Genomic DNA, 19,223 nt, shown 5'->3' on the forward strand with positions numbered 1-19,223 from the left:
GCTCTCTTGTCGGAGCGCTTATAATCCAGTGATCGGCGCGACCTTCGATCCGTCCGAAAACCGCGACCATCGAAAATCCATGGGATCGACGATCGGCGGCCGCCCGGTGACGATATCCGCCATCAGCCTGCCTGCCGCGGGGCCGATACCGAAACCATGGCCGGAGAAACCCGTCGCCACATGAAAGCCGGGCACGCCGTCGACGGCGGAAATGACGGGAACGGCGTCGGGCGTGACATCGATGTAGCCGGCCCAACGCTGCGCCACCTGTGCCTTTTCCAGAACCGGAAATGCCTTGCGGGCATTTGCAAGGACGCGTTCCAAGCTTTTCCTGGAAGGCTTGGGATCGAGCACGCGGCAGTATTCGAAGGGGCTCGCCTCATCCATCGCCCAGCGGGTCGGCATCTTTGCCTCGTCAAGAAAACGACCCCCCAGGCGGAATTGAAGCGATCGCCACTCTGTCTTCCAGGCCGGAAGAAAATCGCGCGCATAGCGAAAGGAGTTGGGTACGATGTCGACGAGATTGCTCATGCTGGAGGCGACGGTGTAGCCACCGTCCTGGCGCTTGCGGATGGCGAAGTTGTTTGCCCACACGGCTTGGTCCGGCCCGTTCTCGACAGGGGTCGTGCGAAGAACCGTGTTCATGACCTTCAACTGCGGCAGGTCGAGGCCAAGCGTACCGCAAAACAGGTTCGACCAGGCCCCTCCGGCGAGGACGACCGCCTTGCAGGCAATGAAGCCACGTTCGGTCACCACGCCCGAGACGGCGCCGTTGGTCGTCTCCACGCCGCGCACGGCACATTCCGTGAGTATGGCGGCGCCGCGGTCGCGTGCGGCTTCGGCAATCGCGGGCGCCGCCTTCTGCGGCTCGGCGCGACCGTCGGCGGGCGTGTAGAGCGCTCCTTTGACATCGAGATTGGAGCCGGGGAGGAGGTCACGCAATTCGCCCGGGCTGATCATTCGCGACTCGAGCTGATAGCCTTCGAGATGGCGTCCCCAGCGCTCGTGCTGTTCGTATTCCTTGTCGTCCGCGCAGGTGAACACGATTCCGGCCCGGGCATATCCGGTGTCTCGTCCCGTCCGTTCGGAGAGCCTCGCCCATATCCGCAAGGCTTCCGCCATCAACGGAACCTCGCGTGGATCCCGCCGGGAAATGCGAACCCAGCCCCAGTTGCGGCTGGACTGTTCCTGTCCGATCCCACCCTTTTCGCACAGGGCGACCCGCAAGCCTCGCTCGGCCAGTTCCAATGCCGTCGAGGTGCCGATGATGCCGCCGCCGATGACGACGCAGTCCACCTCCTTTGGCAGCTCGGTATCTCCATGAACGGGGACGACGAACGGTCCGGGCATGCTCAGTACGACTCCTCAAGCTGGCAATTGATGGAAAATTCCGCGACGCTCGCATGGTTGGGCAGATCGAGAAGCAAGCCGATGATGCGCGCGAGGTCGTCCGGATCGGTCATCAGCGCATCGGCGCGATCGGTGATGCCGCGGGCCATGTCGGTGGCGACGAAACCGGGACAGACTGCCGTCGCCCGAATTCCGAGGTCCCACCCCGCTTGCCGGATGCCGTGGGAGAGCGCGACGGCGGCAAACTTGGAGATCGAGTAGGAACCTGCTGTCACGGACTTGACCCGCTTGCCCGACAACGAGGCGAGAATGATCACCCGGCCGGCGCGGCTGGCCGCAAGGGATGCCCACGAGGCACGGACCAGACGGCGCGGAGCCTTGACGTTGATCTCGAACATGCGATCGAGATCAGTGTCGTCGATGTCGATGACCGACTTTGGAATCATGATGCCGGCGCTGGCGATAACAGCGTCGATACGCTTGAAGGCCTCGATGGTGCCGTCGACCCACGTCTGTTCGCTGCCGGCCTCCGTGGCATCGTAGGGGAACACGCGGACGCGCTCGCTATCGGCCCAGTCGGGCCGCACCGGGTCGCGCATGCCCAGCGACAATGTCCAGCCCGTTTCGAACAGGTGCCGGGCGCAAGCCGCACCGATGCCGCGGCTGGCACCAGACACGAGTGCCACACGCCGGCCGGCCGGGCGTCCCGTGGGTTTCGTCATTGGTCGAGTCCCGCGGTGCGGCGGTAGACGCGCCGCAATATGTCCAGCAGACGCTTCTGGTCTTTCTCGGGCACATCAGCGAAGAAATCACTGGATTGCTTGGTGGCGATCTTGCGCACCTTGCGGGCGAGGTCTGCGCCCTTCGGGGTGATGTGGAGTTCCTGTGCGCGTCCGTCATCCGGCGCGGCCTGACGCGTGATCAGTTCGTGATCGATCATCTGGTCGACCAGCCTGCCCATGGCGGAGCGATCGCGCATGATGAGCTGCGCGATGACCGAGGGCCGTATTCCTGGATGGCTGTCGACAAGGAGCAGGGTGGTGATCTTGCCCGTCCCCCGGGCAACATCGAGACCTTCCAGGCGGTCATCGAGATCGCGCGAAAGCGCTATGTTGATGCTGCGGATGTAGAAGCTCAACGTGTCTTCAAGAACATCCAGCCCGACTGTCTCGACGGGATAAGGCGGACCTTTTTTCTTCACCGGCATCGAACACTCTCCAGAGGCTGTCGTGGACGGCCTTCATCGAGATCGCCGCAACCCCATCTGGGGTTGTCGAGGGTCTTTCCAGGGCATGATTGAGCGGATAGTGGATAAATGCAACTACTTTTAGTGGACAAACGCAACTATTCTGCTCGGCGGCAAGCCCGGCGCGGCGCGCATCGGCGTCCTGATCTAGGAACAGGCGTGCGGCCGCGCCCTTGGGCACGATCATTCATCGTTCAGGGAAGGGGTCTTCAGCGTCGCCGGCGGCTCAAGCGGCCGGCACCCATGCCTTGCCGGGAATGGCGGAGATCAGTTGCCTCGTATAGGGGTGACGTGGCGACCGGAATATCTGCGAAGGCGACCCGCACTCCACGACTTCGCCGCGGTTCATCACCAGGATCTCGTCGCAGATGCGGCTTGCCACCCTCAGGTCGTGCGTGATGAAGATCATGGCGATCTTCATTTCCTTCTGGATGCTGGCCAGCAGATCGAGGATCTGCGCCTGGATGGAGACATCGAGGGCTGAGACCGCTTCGTCGGCGACCAGGACCTTGGGATCCATCATCAGAGCCCGTGCAATGCCGATCCGCTGACGCTGGCCGCCAGAGAATTCGTGCGGAAAGCGGTCGTAGGCACCCTCGTCGAGGCCGACCAGACGCAGCAGTTGCAGCGCCTTCGCGCGCGCTTCCTTGGCGGAGGCGGACAGACCATGCGCCATCGGGCCGACGGTGAGGATCTTGGCGATCGTCTGGCGCGGATTGAGCGAAGCGAACGGATCCTGGAAGATCATCTGGATGTGCGGCCGCATCGGCCGGAACTCGGAGTCAGAAAGCGCGGCGATATCCTTGCCGTCGAACAGGATGCTGCCTCCGTCGCTGTCCAGGAGTTTCAGCAGGACGCGGCCCAGCGACGATTTCCCCGAGCCGGACTCGCCGACGATGCCGAGTGTTCTGCCCTGGCGAACCTCGAAGCTGACCTGCTTGACGGCATGCACGATGCGGGACCGCGAGAAGAAGCCGATGCCCGGCCGATATGTCTTGTCGAGTTTCTGCACCTCCAGCACGATCGGAGTATCCTCACGCGCCTTCGTTTCGCTCTCGATCATATGCGGGACGGCGGCGATCAGCCGCTTGGTGTAGGGGTGGCTTGGATTGCCCAGCACGTCGGCGACGGCGCCTTGTTCGACCATCGCGCCTTTCTCCATGACGATGACGCGATCGGCGATTTCCGCGACGACGCCAAAATCGTGCGTGATGAACATGACGCTCATGTTCTTTTCGCGTTGCAGCCGCCGGATCAGGGCAAGGATCTGCGCCTGGGTGGTGACATCGAGAGCTGTCGTCGGCTCGTCGGCGATCAAAAGATCGGGCTCGAGCGCGAGCGCCATGGCGATCATGACGCGCTGGCGTTGCCCGCCGGAGAGCTGGAACGGATACTGGTGGCGCAGAACCTCCGGCTCCGGCAGGCCGACTTCGCCGAGCAGGTCGACAACCGCCTTGGCGCGGGTCGCCGAGGTGCCGGACCGGTGTGCTTCCATGACCTCCGCCACCTGCTGGCCGACAGTCATCAGCGGATTGAGCGCCGACAGCGGATCCTGGAAGATGATCGAGACCGAACGGCCACGCAGGCTGCGCATCACGTCTTCCCCGGCGCTGGCGAGATCGTGGCCCTTGAACCGGATGCTTCCCTGCGCAATCCGCACCGAAGACGGAAGCAGGCCCATGATCGCATTCGCGGTGACCGACTTGCCGGAGCCGGATTCGCCGACGATGCAGAGCATCTCACCCTTCCGCATGTCGAAGGATATGTTTTCGACCGCGTTCTCACGCTCCATGTTCTTTGGCAGGCAGACGGTCAGATTTTGAACCGAGAGAACTATTTGCTGACTCGGCGCGCGGAGTGTCGTTTCGTTCGGCGACATTTCTGGCCTTTCGAAATCCGGTGATCGGGCTGCGCATACTAGCCGCACTACCTACCGTCAGCGCAAGCCCCGACGGCCATTTCATTCGTCGGCTAGCCGACGTCCCAAGTCGCGTAATACATGCGGTCTGGAACAGGCAGAGACGAACGCATCCACTAGCTGCGCAACTGCCTTCGAAATTCCACTTCTCTTCCAGCGCCTTCCTGCGGCTTGGCGGCGCCGGGCCTTATGGCGATATCGCCTTCTCGCAGTCGGTCCTTCCCGGAGAGCTGCGCTGCCACCGCCACTATTTTGCATGACCGCTCGTCGTCAGCCTGGGACGGCGCACCGGGGCAGGCAAGCGCAACCGCTGCCTCGTTGGAGCGATGGTCATCGTGATAGCGATATTGAGCTTTTTCGGCCTCGGATGAGCGCGACGCACGGAGCTGTTCCAGCTACGATGTATTGGCCAAAGGCGTCCTCCCTGCGGAATGGCGGGCTTTCGACAGGTCATGATTGGAGATAGACTGTTGCCGACCCTGATGAAGCGGTCGGCAATGCGGGTTCGAAGCTGAGGGCGGACGCTGGGGCCTCAAATGTTCGTTCCTGCCTTGGGGGAACGAAGTGGGTATTTGATGCGCAACACGATGCTTGTTCTCGCGACACTCACGCTCGCCGCATGTCAATCGGCCCCGGAAGCGCCGCATCCCGCTCTCGAACCCGCGATGAACCCTGCCACCATTCCTTCCCAAACTGGGTTGGATGCTGCCGCTGTATCCCCCGGCTCGGCAATCTTGGATCAATCCGCGACAATCACTCCTCCCGCGAAGGATGTTCCAAAAAAGTACGCTGCTTTTTCGGGCCTGTGGGCCGGACGATTGGAAGGTACCTATGAGGCCGAGCTGGCTGTTCAATCAGTTTCTTCGCGCGGGAATGTGACGGTCACCTATGCGTGGGGAAATCTGGGCGACAACAATCCTGGGGAAGCCGCCGGTGCTGGGAGAATTGTGGGGACTGTGTTGAAGCTTGGGCGCCTCCCGAACGGCGCGGACGTCAGTTTCATGATGATGCCCGACGGAACCCTGGCCGGAACCTATTCGCTTGCCGGCCAGACCTACACGGGTGCGTTCATAAGGCAATGATCAAAGAAGCATCTGATTCTGGAAAATGCAGGCAAGTCAGTTCGAAACCGCCGATCTGAACTTGCTGGGCGGTTGGCCATAGGTCTGGCGGAAGAGCCTCGAAAAATGCGAGGCGTTTTCAAACCCGACCTCGATGGCGATCTCGATCATCGGAGCCCGGGTCTGCATCAGCAGGTGCTTTGCCCGCTCCAGACGCACCCTCGTGTAGACAAGTGCCGGAGAACTGTTTGTTTTCTCCATGAAGAGGCGCTCGAGTTGCCTTCGGGATATTCCAACCAGCGCCGCCAGCCTGGGAATGGAGATTGTATGCTCAATGTGGTTCTCCATGATGATGAGCGCCGCCTTGAGCCTGGGATCGTGGCTCTCGATGGAAAGCGGCCTGCGCGGCTGGATGTCCGACGCCGAGCGCGCCTTCTCGATCTGCAGCACTTCGAGTGCGTTTGTCTCGGCCTCCCTGCTGATATGGCGTCTGACGATCGACGCCGCCATGTCCGCCGCGCTGCTGCCGCCGGCACATGATCCCCTGAAACGATCAAGATTGAACAGACGGTCCGCCCTGACCGCGTGATCCGGGAAGCGCTCGCGGAAAGCCTGAAAGTGGAGCCAGCTGACGCAAGTCTGATGGTGCTTCATCAGGCCAGCTTCGGCCAGGATGAACGTTCCCGTACAGACCCCAATCAAGGGGACCTTCGCAGCGGCCGCCCGTTTGAGATAGCTGACGGTCTCGCCGTCGACCGGGAATTCACTGTTCAGCAGCCCACCCACGACGACGATATAGTTGAACTCGCCCGGGTCCACGAAATCGGATGTCGGCGCAACCTGGACCCCGCAACTGGAGGTGATCAGGTTCCGGGTGCTTGCCAGGAGCTGCCAGTCAGCGAAAACCCTGCCGGATTTGTCGGTCTCGTCGCTCGCCAATCTGAGCGTGTCGACGAACAGGGCGAATGCGGAAAGGGTGAAGGAACGAGCGAGGATAAAGCCGATCTTCAATCGATCGATCTCCGGAACGTCATTGGCTGATTTCATCGCCGCCTGCCTCTGTGCTTATCTTACCGACAGCACCTGACGATGTCGCGGTGCCCGTAAGCAATATGGAACGAGTGATCGCACCCGCGGCGATCTGCTGCATCAGTTCGCCGATACAATCGATCGTCGTCCGCCGGCAATCCACAAACACCTCACCCTTTGCCATCGTCGCACAGCCCTGCCGTCGATGCCCTACTGCTTCACCGAGGTGGAGGTGCCCCAGGTATCGGACAGCACGTAGCCCTGCGGGTATGGATCCGTCGGATCGAGATAGTAGCTGTGCTCGCCTGTGATCCAGGCCCGGCCGGTGATCTCCGGAACGATCGCCTTGCGGTCGCCGATCTGCGTCAGCTCCACGATCCTGCCGGTGAAGCGGGAGCCGATGATCGATTCGTGGATCAAGACGTCGCCAACGCCCATCAAGCCTCGTGCCTGCAGCACGGCCATGCGGGCCGACGTGCCGGTTCCGGTAGGGCTACGGTCGGAGCGGCCCGGCGAGACGATGCAGGTGTTGCGGGTGACATTGCCCGGGCCCTGGAACGGCATGGCGAACTGCACGATCGACACGCCGCGCACATGGTCGAATTCGGGATGGACGACATCGAGCTGTTCGCGCGCGGCCCGGCGGACCTTCTCGCCGGCCACCGCCAGTTCGCGAGCCTCGTCGGGGGCGATCGAAAAGCCGAGTGCCTTGGCATCGACGATCGCATAGAACATGCCGCCATAGGCGATATCGACCGTAAGCGTGCCGAGCCCTTCGACCTCGATGTTGGCGTCCAGGCGATCGACAAAGGCGGGCGCGTTACGGAAGGTGATCGACAGGCATTTGCCGTCGCGGCATTTGGCGCGCACCTCGATGACGCCACCCGGCATATCGAGCTTGAAACGTGTCTCGGGCTCCTGCATCGGCACCATGCCGGTCTCGAGCAGCACGGTGGCAACGCAGATCGTGTTCGAACCGGACATCGGAGGATATTCCGTCGGCTCCATGATGATGGCACCGGCGACGCAATCCTCGCGGGTCGATGGAACAAGCAGATTGACGTGGCGAGCAACGCTGCCGCGTGGTTCGCAGATCAGCATCCGCCTTATATGGTCGTGATCACGTTCCATCGTGATCATCTTGTCCATCATCGTGCGGCCCGCCGGCGGCAGGACGCCACCGACGATGACGTCGCCGATTTCACCTTCGGCATGGCAGCCGACGACACGAATGGAGGCTTTCGTACGCATTGTTGTTCCTTGTCGATTGCAATGCCTTCGCGGTGAAACGAGCGGCGAGTCCCGAAGTTCAGGCCCAGATGTCAACTACGGTGAAACCTTCCGGGAAAGGATCATCGTTGTCCAATACGATCGTGTTAAGCCCATAAATCCAACTGGTACCTGAGAGGGTGGGAACAACGGCCGGTATGCCTCCGATACCCAATGAGCACAATCGATTGAAGCCAGCCAGGAGCCACCGACTGTCGGCGAACTCTTGCATCCATGCATTGTGGGCCAGAGGCTCTGGTAGTGGACGCCCGAATGTCAGCTCAGGAGCCGCGCCGGAACCTAGCTGCCTCCTGCTTGACTGAATACGACCGTGCCGTCGTCCTTGCGGACGTCGTTCTGCTTTCGAACAAGAAATGTCGCCAATGCGTGATCTCGTGCTGCTTTCTCGGCATCGAACGGCGTCTTTTCAACGATGCCCGTTTTCCCGTACCAAATCACCGTGTAGGCCACCGCTGGGACGCTCCCTTGCCTTTGCCCGAAGCGTCGCCTCGGGCAGCTGGATTGTCTCAAGTCAAAAATCTTCGAACATCAAGGTGCTACCCTTGGTAGCTGGAGGTTCATATCTGATCGGAACCATCGCCTGTCGTCGAAGGTTGATGTACGAAACCGAGCCGTTATCCGTCATGCGAGGCACAAATGGCCCATACGATCGGAGGCATACCCCAAGACGAGCCTTATGGAGCAATCCACTTTGCAAAGAAGCACGATCTCACGCTGAGAGACGCCAAGTTCATCATCGCCGCGAATGGACCATCGCGAAAGGCGTGCGATGCGGCAGCCGCGGCATTCGTGCGGAACAAAGCCGCTAGGTTCAAGAAGTGGCTTCGCTGATTGCGCCAAGGAGATCGGCTTTGGCCGCCCGGGCCAGAAATCAGCTATCGCTTTGGTATCGAAGACACTGATGCCGGCCGACGCTCATGCAAGCGCGATGAGCCCGCCAGGGCCAAGTTCAGATCCTGGGCGGCTGTGTCGCATCTGACACGTGAAGGGCCGAAGTCCTTGGTGATCCGTCGTGCCTGGGCCTGTGTGATCCCATGCTTCCTGGCGAAATAGGCCGTTTCGTAGGGTTTTCGCACAGCCGGTTAGCGCCATCTTTTCTTGTTATCGATCGGCAGAGGGCGAACAGCGCCGGCCGAAAATGTGTATGTGGCAAAGGGATCCGGCTTGTGAGCGGGATGCCCATATCCAAACCGGCCGCCGAAATCTCCTTCAGCATCCTGATGTTGGGATGGCAATTCGGGCGGCGTACCGACCGAACCTGTGTGGTGGCGATCTTCCGTGGCGAGCGTGTCAGGTTTTTTCATGCCGCTAAAGAAAGCGTCAGGCCAGATGGTTCCCTGGGAAACCTGGACATGGTTTCTGAAACCTTTCCAGCCGAGGTGAGGCCAGCGGCTCTTGGGCTGTTCATGCCCGATAGGTCCATTGGAACAAGAATGCCGTGCGGAACGTTGGTGGATGTCAAAGTGGACAGGAACAATTGATGCCCCATGGGGCAAGAGCGGCGAACGGCGAACCGGCGGGTGCGCTCAGGAGGCGCATATGGATATCACCACAATTCTGATCATCGTATTATTGTTATTCTGCTGGGCGGCGGCGGTTTTTACGGTCGCGGCCGCTGGTACTAGGTCCCGCAAGGGTCTCTTTTGCTCGTTTGCCTGGACGCGCGTCAGTCGAAGTCCGGCCGGATGAAGGACCGTCTTTCGACCTGTAGCCAGGCTGCCCACCAAGCATTGCGACGAGCGATCCAGACGACCTAGCTACCTCCCGCCTGACTGAATACGACCGTGCCGTCGTCCTTGCGGACTTCCACCGCGACGATCCCGTCGTTCTGCTTTCGAACAAGAAATGTCGCCAGCGCATGATCGCGTGCTGCTTTCTCGGCATCGAAGGGCGTCTTTTCAACGATGCCCTCTTTCCCGTACCAAATCACCGTGTAGGCCACCGCTGGGATACTCCTTGCCTTTGCCCGAAGCGTCGCCTCGGGCGCTGGATTGCCCGAAGTTGAAACCTTCGAACATCTAGGTGCTAAACCGTGGCCGCGGTCGGAAGTTCCATGTCCAGCCTCAGGCTCGGCGCCCCGCTGGATGGGAGGTGCTCATTTGAAGCTCTTCCCTGGTTCGCCACCGAATACGAGGGATATGGCCTGGCGAACCACCTACTGTTTTGTTGGAGAGACCATCTCCCTCCGGGCCCACCAACCAGTCCATCGCCAGCAGGCGAGGCTCATGGCGGTGTCCGTACCTGCTCGATGGCCTGGCGCAGACGTCGGATTCCCGCTTCGCTCTCGGCCTTGTTGCAGGCGGCATAGCCAAGCACCAGGCCATTGCCGGAGGATGACCAGTAATATTTCGACAGCGGCGACGCGTTGACACCGAGTTTGTCGGCGCAATGCACGACCGCCCGGTCGTCGCAGCTTTCGTGAAGCGCGGCAACGACCTGGATTCCGGCTTCCGCCGGCGAGAGGGTCATGTGGTCGGCCAGTTCGGTCTCGCACAATTCGTAGAAAAACTTGCGTCGCTCGGCGTAGATGCGGCGCATGCGCTTGAGGTGGCGGCTCATGTGGCCTTCGTCGATGAAATCGGCCAGTGCTGCCTGAAGCACCAGGGGTGCGAACTGCCCGGTGGTGCTCAGCGCATGCGGGATGCCCTCGCACAGAGCGGCGGGCAAGACCATGAACCCCAGCCTGAGCGCCGGAAAAAGCAATTTCGCGAAGGTGCCGACATAGATGACCCGGTCGGAGTAATCCATGCTCTGTATGGCGGGGACCGGCCTTCCCTGAAACCTGTATTCGCCGTCGAAATCATCCTCGATGACCCACGAATTGTTGCGTTCGGCGATTTCAAACAGGCGCAGCCGCTGGTCCATGCGCATCGTGATCCCCAAGGGATGCTGGCAGGCGGGCGTCACATAGATCAGGCGCGGCGAGACCTCCGGCTGGTTCATCTGCCAGCCGTCGCGGTCGACGACAAGCGGCAGGATGTTGGCGCCCGCGACCGTGAAGGTCGCCTTGGCCGCGTAGTAGCCCGGTTCCTCCAGCCAGACCGTGTCGCCCGGATCGAGCAGCAGGCGCGCAAGCAGGTCGAACGCCGCCTGCGCTCCCGTCGTCACGACGATCTGTTCGGGAGAACATCGCACGCCCCTGGCCGAGATCAGGTAGCCGGCTATCGCCTCCTTGAGCGCCGGCAGACCGGTTACATGATAGGTGCCGAACAACATGTCGGCGCCAAAGGTCGCCCGGCGCGCGAGAAGCCTGCCCCAGACCCCAAAGGGGAAATTCTGGGAGTCCGGCATGCCCGGATGAAAGGCAAAGCGACCGGGAGACCCATGATGGAAGGGCTGCTGCATCAGGCTCTCCCCGCGCCTGGAAAGCGGGCGTCGAAGTGCCGTGGCCGCGGGTTTGTTGCCTCGATCGGTCGAGTTCACGGGCAGGTCAACGACCACCGGGCGCGCGCCCTGCCGGCTTGCAAGATACCCTTCCGTCGCCAGCTGGTCATACGCACCGACGATCGTGTTGCGCGCGAGGTTCAGATCTTCCGCGAGCGCCCGCGTCGACGGCAGTTCCGACCCCGGCGCCAGGCGGCGGTCACGGATCATCGCGGCAATCTGCCGATAGAGCTGGCGATGGATCGGTTCGTCGATGGCCCGGTCGATGACCAGCGCTTCCATCGGAAAGGCCTGGCGCCTTCGCCTTGACATCCGCATCGAAAATCCTCGGCCGCGTGAGAACAAGCAGAGCTTAGACGAGCACCGCGTCGATTGAAACTGGCACCTTCACTTCCATGCAAACTGGCTCTCGCGATGGAGACAGATTGGCGCTTAGATAAAAAGAAAAGGGAACGACGGGCCAGAACAGAGCGCAAGCGAAACGCCTTCACCGACCGGAATGGTTGGGATGAAGCGTCGCGACCAATGGTCTGGTTCGGTGAGGAGCGATGATGGCAGTCCGGATAGGCATAAATCCGATCACGTGGACCAATGACGACGTGCCGGAACTCGGCGGAGATACGCCACTCGAGGTCTGTCTTTCCGAAACGGCCGAGGCCGGCTACGCGGGCACCGAACTCGGCGGCAAGTTCCCGCGCGCCAGCAAGGATCTGGCCGCGGTTCTCGCGACCCACGGCCTTGAACTGGTCTCCGGCTGGTACGATGGCCGGATCTGCGAAAAGGAGGTCGAGGAGGAATTCGACGCCATCCTGCCGCATCTGACACTTCTGCGCGACCTCGGCGCCAAGCACGTCGTTTACGCCGATACGTCGCGCGGCCGCCATGGCGCCATTCACGATCCGATCTCGCAGCGTCCCAGACTTGCCGACGGCGAGTGGAAATCCTACGGCAACAAGATAACGCGACTGGCCGAACGGTTCGCGGATTTCGGCGTCGGCATGGCCTTTCACCATCACATGGGAACCATCGTCGAGACGGATGACGAGATCGGCAGGCTGATGGCCGGTTCGGGCGAAGCCGTGGGCCTCCTCTATGACACTGGCCATTGCCTGTTTTCCGGCGGCGATCCCGAGGCGCTGCTGCGGCGGCATGTCGGCCGCGTCGTCCACGTGCACTGCAAGGATGTGCGACCGGATGTGCTGAAGCGCGCTCGCGCCCTGGATATGAGCTTCATGGGGGCCGTGATGGAAGGCATCTTCACTGTGCCCGGAGATGGGTCCATCGACTATTTGACGCTTTTGCGGGTGCTGGCCGACAATGGCTATGCCGGCTGGCTGGTGGTCGAGGCCGAACAGGATCCGGCCAAGGCCCACCCGCTCACCTATGCGACGATGGGCTATCGCAACCTGCGTGACCTGGCCCTCAAGGCCGGTTTCGAGGTCAAGGAACGGAAGAGCTGATACCTTCGGGGGGCGCTGGGGAGCGGCAATGAGTTCTGTCCTGTACCAAAGTGTGGTCAAGAACTACGGCGCGCTGAACGTCTTGCGGTCGCTTGACCTTGCCGTTCCCGACCACATGTTCCTGGCCCTGCTCGGTCCTTCGGGCTGCGGCAAGACGACGGCGCTGCGCATCCTGGCGGGCCTCGACATGCCGAGCGCCGGCAAGCTCTTCATCGGCGAGCGCGACGTCACCCGGCTGCAGCCGCGCGACCGCGACATCGCCATGGTCTTCCAGAGTTACGCGCTCTATCCGCAGATGACGGTTGGCGAGAACATCGGCTATCCCTTGTGGATTCGCGGCATGCCGGATGCCGAGCGTCGCGCCAAGATCGACGAGGTCGCCGCGGTTCTCGAGATCGGCCACCTGCTCGATCGCCGGCCGCGCCAGCTGTCCGGCGGCCAGAGGCAGCGCGTGGCGCTTGCGCGCGCCATCGTTCGCGATCCGGCGGCCTTCCTCATGGACGAGCCGCTGTCGAACCTGGACGCAAGGCTGCGCCTGACCATGCGCGGCGAGATCAAGCGGCTTTGCCAGCGGCTCGGCGCAACCACCCTCTATGTCACCCACGACCAGGTCGAGGCCTTGACCATGGCGGACTTCGTCGCGGTGATGCACGGCGGCGAGCTGCAGCAGATGGCGCCGCCGGCCGACATCTACGACCGCCCGGCCAACCGTTTCGTCGCCACCTTCGTCGGCAACCCACCGATGAACATCCTTCCGGTCACACTGGCCGAACAAGGCATCGCGATCGGTGGAACGCCGGTTGCGATTCCCGCCGCACGGCTGGCGGCGTGCCGCGCGGCGCAAGTGGTCGAGATCGGCCTGCGGCCGGAAGACATGAGCGTGTCAGTGCCGGGCGCGCCCAACGCGCTGCCTGGCGAGATCTATGTCGTCGAACCGATGGGCAATGAGACGCTCGTCAACGTGCGCCTTGGCGGCGGCAATGTTTCGGTCCGCGCGGGCCGCGACTTCAGGGGCGCGGTCGGCGCCAACATCGCGGTCACTTTTGATGTGTCGAACGCATGCTTCTTCAATTCGGCCGGCCTGACGGCCGTCCATAGGGTCAACAGTGATGGAGAGTGAAATGACGCAGTCCAGCAGAAGCAGACTTACTCGCCGCTCCGTACTCAAGGGAGGACTTGGCCTGGCGCTTGCCACCACCGCCCTTACCGCACTCGGCCTGCCTGTCCCGGCCAGGGCGGCCGGCAAGAAGGTGATCATCGGCGCTTTCGCCGATGGCGGCCTGACGCCGTTCAAGCAGAAGATCATCCCGCTCGCCAAGGATGCCGGCTTCGACATCGAATTCCTCGAGGACGAATACGGCGTGACGCTGGAGAAGTGGTTCGCCGACGCCAAGAACAGCGCCGGCCAGTACGACCTCTACCTTCTCGACGATCCATGGGTGCCGCAGTTCGGCGCGGCCAATGTGCTCGAGGATCTCGGCGCGGCCGGTATCGATGGCGGCGACAAGGACTGGATCGGCTCCATGATCGACATGGGCTACTGGCCGCCGCAGAAGGGCGCACGCGTGAAAGGCTTCGAAACCGCGACGCCGACGCTGATCTGTGTGCCGTTCGTCGGCGATCTGCAGACTCTGACCTACCGCAACGATGTCTACACGAGCGGAGCGCCGAAGACCTGGGACGAGGTCATCGCCAAGGGCAAGGAAGGCGTGGCGGCCGGCAAGATCAAATATCCGGTCGTGTTCCGCGGTGTTTCCGGAAATCCGATCGTGACCAGCTGGTATCCGGTCTTCCTGTCGTTTGGCGGTTCCTTCTTCGACGACAAATGGAACCCGATCTTCAATTCCGCCGAAGGCAAGGCTTCGGCCGAATTCTTCGTCGGCGCCATGAAGCAGAACGCGCCGAGCGGCGTCGTCGAGTTCGACTCGGATCAGGAGGGTGCGGCGATCCTGGGCGGCGAAGCTGGCGCGATCATCCAGTATTCCGGCAATGCGCTGAAGGCCGACGATCCGGCACAGACCAAGGTGGCGGGCAAGCTGGATTTCGGCGTCGTTCCGAAGCAGACATCGGCGATCGCCCAGATGGGCATCTTCATCGCCGGCATTCCGAAATCGGCGCCTAACAAGGCCAACTCGGTCGAATTCCTGAAATGGTATGTCAGCGCCGACATCCAGGCCAAGCTGTCGGAAGCAGGCTCCATTCCGGTCAAGCGCAGCGCCTTCGGCGTCGCCAAGCCCGGCAACCGGCTGATCCCGGTCGCCTTGCAGCAGCTCGATGCCGGCGCGCTGCCGCGGCCGCGCACGCCCGACTGGGCCAAGGTCGAGGAACTGCTCGGCATCGAACTCAACAAGGCGCTGCAGGCCGGCTCGGGCGGTGGCGCCGCGTTGGACAATGCCGCCAAGCAGGTCAAGGACTACCTGTCTTCGGTCGGCTATTACTGATGGCAAACAGCGGGACGCAGAGCCGCAAATACCGTCTGCAGGGGGCGGGGCTCGACCTCGCCCTCCCTTATCTCATGCTGGCGCCGGGCCTACTGATCGTGCTTGGCGTGCTTGTCTATCCGCTCTGGGATGGCCTGCGCGCCAGCACCAAGGTCTATCGCTACGGCTCGGTCGTCGCCGATGTCGGCATGCAGAACTACATCAAGCTGTGGAGCGACCCGCAGTTTTTGAACTCGCTCTGGGTGACGGTCGAATTCGTCGCCCTGTCGGTCACCTTCGAGGCAATCCTGGGCTTTGCCCTGGCATTGTTCTGCCTGCGGGAATTTCGCGGCATCCGCTTGCTGAGGACGATCCTGATCATCCCGATGGTGATCACGCCGGTCGTCGTCGCCATCGTCTTCCGGCTGATCTATGCCAGCGACGCCGGCATGCTGACGGCGATCTCCGAGTGGATGGGCGGCGGCCAGGTGCAGATCCTCGGCAGCCCCGTCAAGGCCTTCATCGGCCTTGTCGTTCTCGATGTCTGGGAATGGACGCCGCTGATGTTCCTGATCCTGCTGGCCGGCTTGCAGTCGCTGCCGCACGAACCCTTCGAGGCCGCCCGCGTCGACGGCGCCGGCAACTGGCGGGTGTTTGCCGATCTCACCTTTCCGATGATGCGGCCGGTGCTGGCGATCGCCATCGTGCTTCGAACGATCGACGCCTTCGGCACGTTCGACCAGGTGTTCGTGCTCACCCGGGGCGGACCGGGCGAGGCGACGCGGCTGGTCTCGATCTATGGCTACGACACCGCCTTCAAGTTCCAGCAGACGGGCTATGCGGCAGCACTTTTCGTCACGATCGGACTGGTCGTGCTTGCGCTGGCCTTTAGCGCCGTGCGGCTTTTGCGCAGGGTGGACGCATCATGAACAGTCGTCTGGCCCGCATCGGGGTGATGAGCGCGGTGCTGGCCATCGTGCTGTTGCCCATCTACTGGCTCGTCTCGACCTCGCTGAAGTCCAATCGCGAGATCACCCAGGAAGGCACGCTCTATCCGCATCTTCCGACACTGGACAATTACATAAGGCTGTTCACGGAGAAGCAGTTCGGCGCCTATCTGACCAACTCGCTGGTGGTGACGTTCTTCTCCGTGGCGATCGCCCTGGTCGCCGGCGCCATGGGCGCCTATGCGATCGCCCGCTTTCGCCTGCCTTTCGCGATGGAGCGCAAGGTCGGCTTGTTCCTGCTGACGTTGCGCATCGTTCCGCCGGTCGTCATCCTCATCCCGGTCTACCTGCTGATGCTCAAGCTCGGCCTGCTCGACAGCTGGCTGGGTTTGATCGCCACCTACACCGCGTTCAACATCACCTTCTGCGTCTGGATGATGGAGAGCTTCTTTCGCGAAATCCCCGTGGATCTCGAGGAAGCCGCCATGGTCGACGGCGATTCCCGCTTCGGTGCGTTCCGGCGCATCACCCTGCCGCTGGCAGCCCCCGGCCTCGCGGCGACCGCCATCTTTGCCGTGCTTGTCACCTTCAACGAATTCCTGTTCGCGCTGGCGCTGACGGCCACGCCGCGGGCGATGACGATGCCGCGTGGCACCGCCACGCTGATCGGCCGCATCGACACCGACTGGGCCTCGATGTCGGCGGCCGGCGTCATCGGCGCGTTGCCGATCGTCTTCTTCGCGCTCCTGGTGCAGCGCCATCTGGTTCGCGGGCTGACCATGGGAGCCGTGAAATGACGACCCGGCTCTGCAGCCACCCACCTCAATCAAGTCGCCGCCCCGGCCACGCACAAGGCCGGCCGACGCCACGCGGCCTTTCAGGGAAATCAAACGCATGATCGATGTGTGTCTATTTGGAGCGGGCCTCATCGGCCAGGTGCATGCAGGCAATTTGGCGCGCCATCCCCGCGTGCGCCTGCGCTACATCGTCGATCCGAACATCGAGGCCGCCTCGAAGGTCTCGGCCCTTACCGGAGCCGAGATCGCCGACACCCAGACCGTGATGGATGACCCGTCGATCCGCATGGTGTTCGTCGCTTCGGCGACAAGAACCCACGCGGACCTGGCCATGGCCGCCGCCGCCAAAGGCAAGGCGATCTTCTGTGAAAAGCCGATCGATCTTGATCTCAAGCGCACGGACCAATGTCTGGCGGCTGTCGAGAAGGCAGGCGTGCCCTTTCAGATCGGGTTCAACCGTCGGTTCGACCCGAGTTTTCGGGCGCTCAAGGCGCGCCTTGGGCAAGGCGAGATCGGCGCCGTCGAACAGGTCATCATCACGAGCCGGGATCCGGAACCGGAAACCGAGGAAGCGCTGGCCGGAGGAGGGGGCGTCTTCAGGGAGATGACCATCCACGACTTCGACATGGCACGAAACCTGTTGGGCGAAGAGCCGGTGGAACTCTTCGCGACCGGGTCGTCCCTCGTCGCGCCGCAATATGCCAAGCTGGGCGACTACGACACCGCGATGTTCGTGCTGCGCACGGCGTCCGGCCGGCAATGTCATATCAACAACAGCGTCAGGGCCGCCTACGGCTACGACCAGCGCATCGAGGTGCATGGCGCGGATGGGATGCTGCGGGCCGGCAACAGGGTGCCGACATCGGTCGAAGTTTCAGGCGCGAAGGCGATATCGCGCGACAAGCCCTATTACTTCTTCGTCGAGCGCTATGCCGAGTCCTACGCCGCCGAGATCGATCATTTCATTACCTGTGTCGAAACAGGCCAACGGCCCGACGTCACGGCAAGCGACGGCCGCAAGGCGATGATCCTGTGCGAGGCAGCGCTTGCCTCCGCCAAGTCCGGCAGGTTCGAGACCGTCCGGTTCTAGCGCGATTGAACGAGGAGTTTCCAAATGAAGATCGGCATGATTACCGACAGCCTCGGCAACCTCGCCTTCGACGAGATGTTGCGCGCCTCGGCAGAGCTTGGACTCGAGACGTTGGAGTTTGCCTGCGGCAACTGGTCGTCGGCGCCGCATATCGATCTGCAGGCGATGCTGGCGAGCCCGGCCACGCGCAAGGAATTCGTTGCCAAGATCAGGGACCACGGACTGACGATCGCAGCGCTCAATTGCTCGGGCAATCCGCTGCATCCCGGGCCACAGGGCAAAATCCACCACAACGTCACGGAGGACACCATAAGGCTGGCCAGCCTGATGGAGATCGATCGCGTGGTCATGATGTCGGGCCTGCCGGGCGGACCGGGTGACGCCAATCCGAACTGGATCATCACCGATTGGCCGCCGGAATGCCTGGAGATCCAGCGTTACCAGTGGGAAGAGCGGATCATTCCCTACTGGCGCGACCTCGTCGCGTTTTCGAACAATCTCGGCATCCACAAACTGTGCCTGGAACTGCACGGTCATCAGGCTGTGTACAACGTCCAGACGCTGTTCAAGCTGCGTGACGCCGTCGGCGAAACGGTCGGCGCCAACTATGACCCCAGTCATCCCCTGTGGATGGGGGCGGACCCGATTGCCGCCATCCGCAAGCTCGGCTCGGCGATCTACTATGTCCACGCCAAGGATACCCGGATCGAGCCAATTCCCGCGGCCATCGACGGCACGCTCGATGCTCGCCCGCCGAACCTCTATGCCGAACGCGCCTGGAATTACATCACGCTCGGATACGGTCACGGTGAGACCTGGTGGCGGCAATTCTGTACCGCCCTCAAGCAGGTTGGCTACGACGATGTCTTGTCGATCGAGCACGAGGACATGATGCTCTCCCCAATGGAAGGCATGCGAAAATCCGTTGCGCTGCTGCGCAACGTCGCAATCAACCTGTCGTAGAGCGAGGACTTGTCGAGGTTCGGGCTGATCGCCCGAAATCTCGACCTCGACGACGAAGTTTATCAAATGATTTGGGGGCCGGTTCTCCAACAGTCCGCAAGCAGCGGCCTGCGTGTTGCCGGCCGTGCATGGTGCTCACGGACCGCCATGGTCCATGGGCTGTCGGTCTTGCCTGCTCATTCGGTCCGGGAAGGACAGTCCGGCCGTGCATCGAACAGGCTGGATCGAAATCGGTGCCGCTCGGCCGGTTTGATCCGCCGCAAAGCGC

General features: G+C 62.2%; 19 protein-coding genes. 8 read left to right on the forward strand and 11 right to left on the reverse strand.

Going from position 1 to position 19,223, the window contains the following annotated elements; genetic code table 11:
* Positions 1–18: 18 nt before the first annotated feature.
* The 4 genes from BLS48_RS21670 to BLS48_RS21685 all read right to left on the reverse strand — a co-directional run bounded on the left by BLS48_RS21670 (position 19) and on the right by BLS48_RS21685 (position 4,475).
* The gene (locus tag BLS48_RS21670) at positions 19–1,350 is read right to left on the reverse strand and encodes an NAD(P)/FAD-dependent oxidoreductase (protein WP_091581859.1); all 1,332 of its coding nucleotides are present in this window, start codon (positions 1,348–1,350) and stop codon (positions 19–21) included.
* Positions 1,351–1,352: 2 nt separating this feature from the next.
* A complete protein-coding gene (locus tag BLS48_RS21675; protein WP_167365180.1) occupies positions 1,353–2,072 on the reverse strand; it encodes an SDR family NAD(P)-dependent oxidoreductase in 720 nt (239 codons plus the stop codon).
* Positions 2,069–2,557, reverse strand: a complete 489-nt coding sequence (locus BLS48_RS21680) for a MarR family winged helix-turn-helix transcriptional regulator (protein ID WP_091581864.1) — start codon at positions 2,555–2,557, stop codon at positions 2,069–2,071. The genes BLS48_RS21675 and BLS48_RS21680 overlap by 4 nt, the downstream gene beginning before the upstream one ends.
* Positions 2,558–2,822: 265 nt before the next feature.
* The gene (locus tag BLS48_RS21685; RefSeq protein WP_091581867.1) at positions 2,823–4,475 is read right to left on the reverse strand and encodes an ABC transporter ATP-binding protein; all 1,653 of its coding nucleotides are present in this window, start codon (positions 4,473–4,475) and stop codon (positions 2,823–2,825) included.
* 614 nt (positions 4,476–5,089) lie between these two features.
* On the opposite strand from BLS48_RS21685, the gene BLS48_RS36265 reads away from it, so the two are divergent.
* Positions 5,090–5,596 (forward strand): hypothetical protein, encoded by a 507-nt coding sequence (locus BLS48_RS36265; RefSeq protein ID WP_091582100.1) that lies wholly within the window; start codon positions 5,090–5,092, stop codon positions 5,594–5,596.
* A gap of 36 nt (positions 5,597–5,632) precedes the next feature.
* Here the strand turns inward: BLS48_RS36265 and BLS48_RS21695 are convergent, their stop codons facing one another.
* From BLS48_RS21695 to mocR, 7 genes are all read right to left on the reverse strand, one after another.
* On the reverse strand, positions 5,633–6,622 hold the full coding sequence (locus tag BLS48_RS21695; RefSeq protein WP_091581870.1) for a GlxA family transcriptional regulator: 990 nt from the start codon (positions 6,620–6,622) through the stop codon (positions 5,633–5,635).
* A complete protein-coding gene (locus BLS48_RS21700; protein ID WP_091581873.1) occupies positions 6,606–6,788 on the reverse strand; it encodes a hypothetical protein in 183 nt (60 codons plus the stop codon). The genes BLS48_RS21695 and BLS48_RS21700 overlap by 17 nt, the downstream gene beginning before the upstream one ends.
* 26 nt (positions 6,789–6,814) lie before the next feature.
* Entirely contained in the window at positions 6,815–7,855 is a 1,041-nt protein-coding gene (locus BLS48_RS21705) for a proline racemase family protein (RefSeq protein ID WP_091581875.1), read from the reverse strand.
* Between the two features lie 58 nt (positions 7,856–7,913).
* The gene (locus BLS48_RS36270) at positions 7,914–8,105 is read right to left on the reverse strand and encodes a proline racemase family protein (RefSeq protein ID WP_244529746.1); all 192 of its coding nucleotides are present in this window, start codon (positions 8,103–8,105) and stop codon (positions 7,914–7,916) included.
* Positions 8,106–8,173: 68 nt separating this feature from the next.
* Positions 8,174–8,344, reverse strand: a complete 171-nt coding sequence (locus BLS48_RS35725) for a hypothetical protein (RefSeq protein ID WP_167365181.1) — start codon at positions 8,342–8,344, stop codon at positions 8,174–8,176.
* Between the two features lie 1,303 nt (positions 8,345–9,647).
* Positions 9,648–9,836: a hypothetical protein gene (locus BLS48_RS21725; protein WP_091581883.1), complete on the reverse strand. Its 189-nt coding sequence runs from the start codon at positions 9,834–9,836 to the stop codon at positions 9,648–9,650.
* Between the two features lie 281 nt (positions 9,837–10,117).
* Positions 10,118–11,590: a rhizopine catabolism transcriptional regulator MocR gene (mocR, locus tag BLS48_RS21730; RefSeq protein WP_244529749.1), complete on the reverse strand. Its 1,473-nt coding sequence runs from the start codon at positions 11,588–11,590 to the stop codon at positions 10,118–10,120.
* 239 nt (positions 11,591–11,829) lie between these two features.
* On the opposite strand from mocR, the gene iolE reads away from it, so the two are divergent.
* The 7 genes from iolE (at position 11,830) to BLS48_RS21765 (ending at position 18,955) form a co-directional block, all read left to right on the forward strand.
* Entirely contained in the window at positions 11,830–12,738 is a 909-nt protein-coding gene (iolE, locus tag BLS48_RS21735; RefSeq protein ID WP_091582102.1) for a myo-inosose-2 dehydratase, read from the forward strand.
* Positions 12,739–12,766: 28 nt separating this feature from the next.
* Complete coding sequence (locus tag BLS48_RS21740; protein WP_091581888.1) at positions 12,767–13,858, forward strand: ABC transporter ATP-binding protein; 1,092 nt, start codon at positions 12,767–12,769, stop codon at positions 13,856–13,858.
* A gap of 1 nt (position 13,859) precedes the next feature.
* A complete protein-coding gene (locus BLS48_RS21745; RefSeq protein ID WP_167365182.1) occupies positions 13,860–15,179 on the forward strand; it encodes an extracellular solute-binding protein in 1,320 nt (439 codons plus the stop codon).
* A complete protein-coding gene (locus BLS48_RS21750; RefSeq protein WP_167365183.1) occupies positions 15,179–16,087 on the forward strand; it encodes a carbohydrate ABC transporter permease in 909 nt (302 codons plus the stop codon). Before BLS48_RS21745 ends, BLS48_RS21750 begins: the two co-directional genes overlap by 1 nt.
* Positions 16,084–16,902 carry a carbohydrate ABC transporter permease gene (locus tag BLS48_RS21755; RefSeq protein ID WP_091581897.1) on the forward strand — a complete coding sequence of 273 codons (819 nt, stop codon included), beginning with the start codon at positions 16,084–16,086 and terminating at the stop codon, positions 16,900–16,902. Before BLS48_RS21750 ends, BLS48_RS21755 begins: the two co-directional genes overlap by 4 nt.
* A 97-nt stretch (positions 16,903–16,999) precedes the next feature.
* Positions 17,000–17,992 carry an inositol 2-dehydrogenase gene (iolG, locus tag BLS48_RS21760; protein ID WP_091581900.1) on the forward strand — a complete coding sequence of 331 codons (993 nt, stop codon included), beginning with the start codon at positions 17,000–17,002 and terminating at the stop codon, positions 17,990–17,992.
* Between the two features lie 24 nt (positions 17,993–18,016).
* On the forward strand, positions 18,017–18,955 hold the full coding sequence (locus BLS48_RS21765) for a sugar phosphate isomerase/epimerase family protein (protein WP_091581902.1): 939 nt from the start codon (positions 18,017–18,019) through the stop codon (positions 18,953–18,955).
* Positions 18,956–19,223 lie beyond the last annotated feature (268 nt).

The sequence above is a fragment of the Mesorhizobium qingshengii genome, assembly GCF_900103325.1.
In the GTDB taxonomy this organism is placed as follows: domain Bacteria; phylum Pseudomonadota; class Alphaproteobacteria; order Rhizobiales; family Rhizobiaceae; genus Mesorhizobium; species Mesorhizobium qingshengii.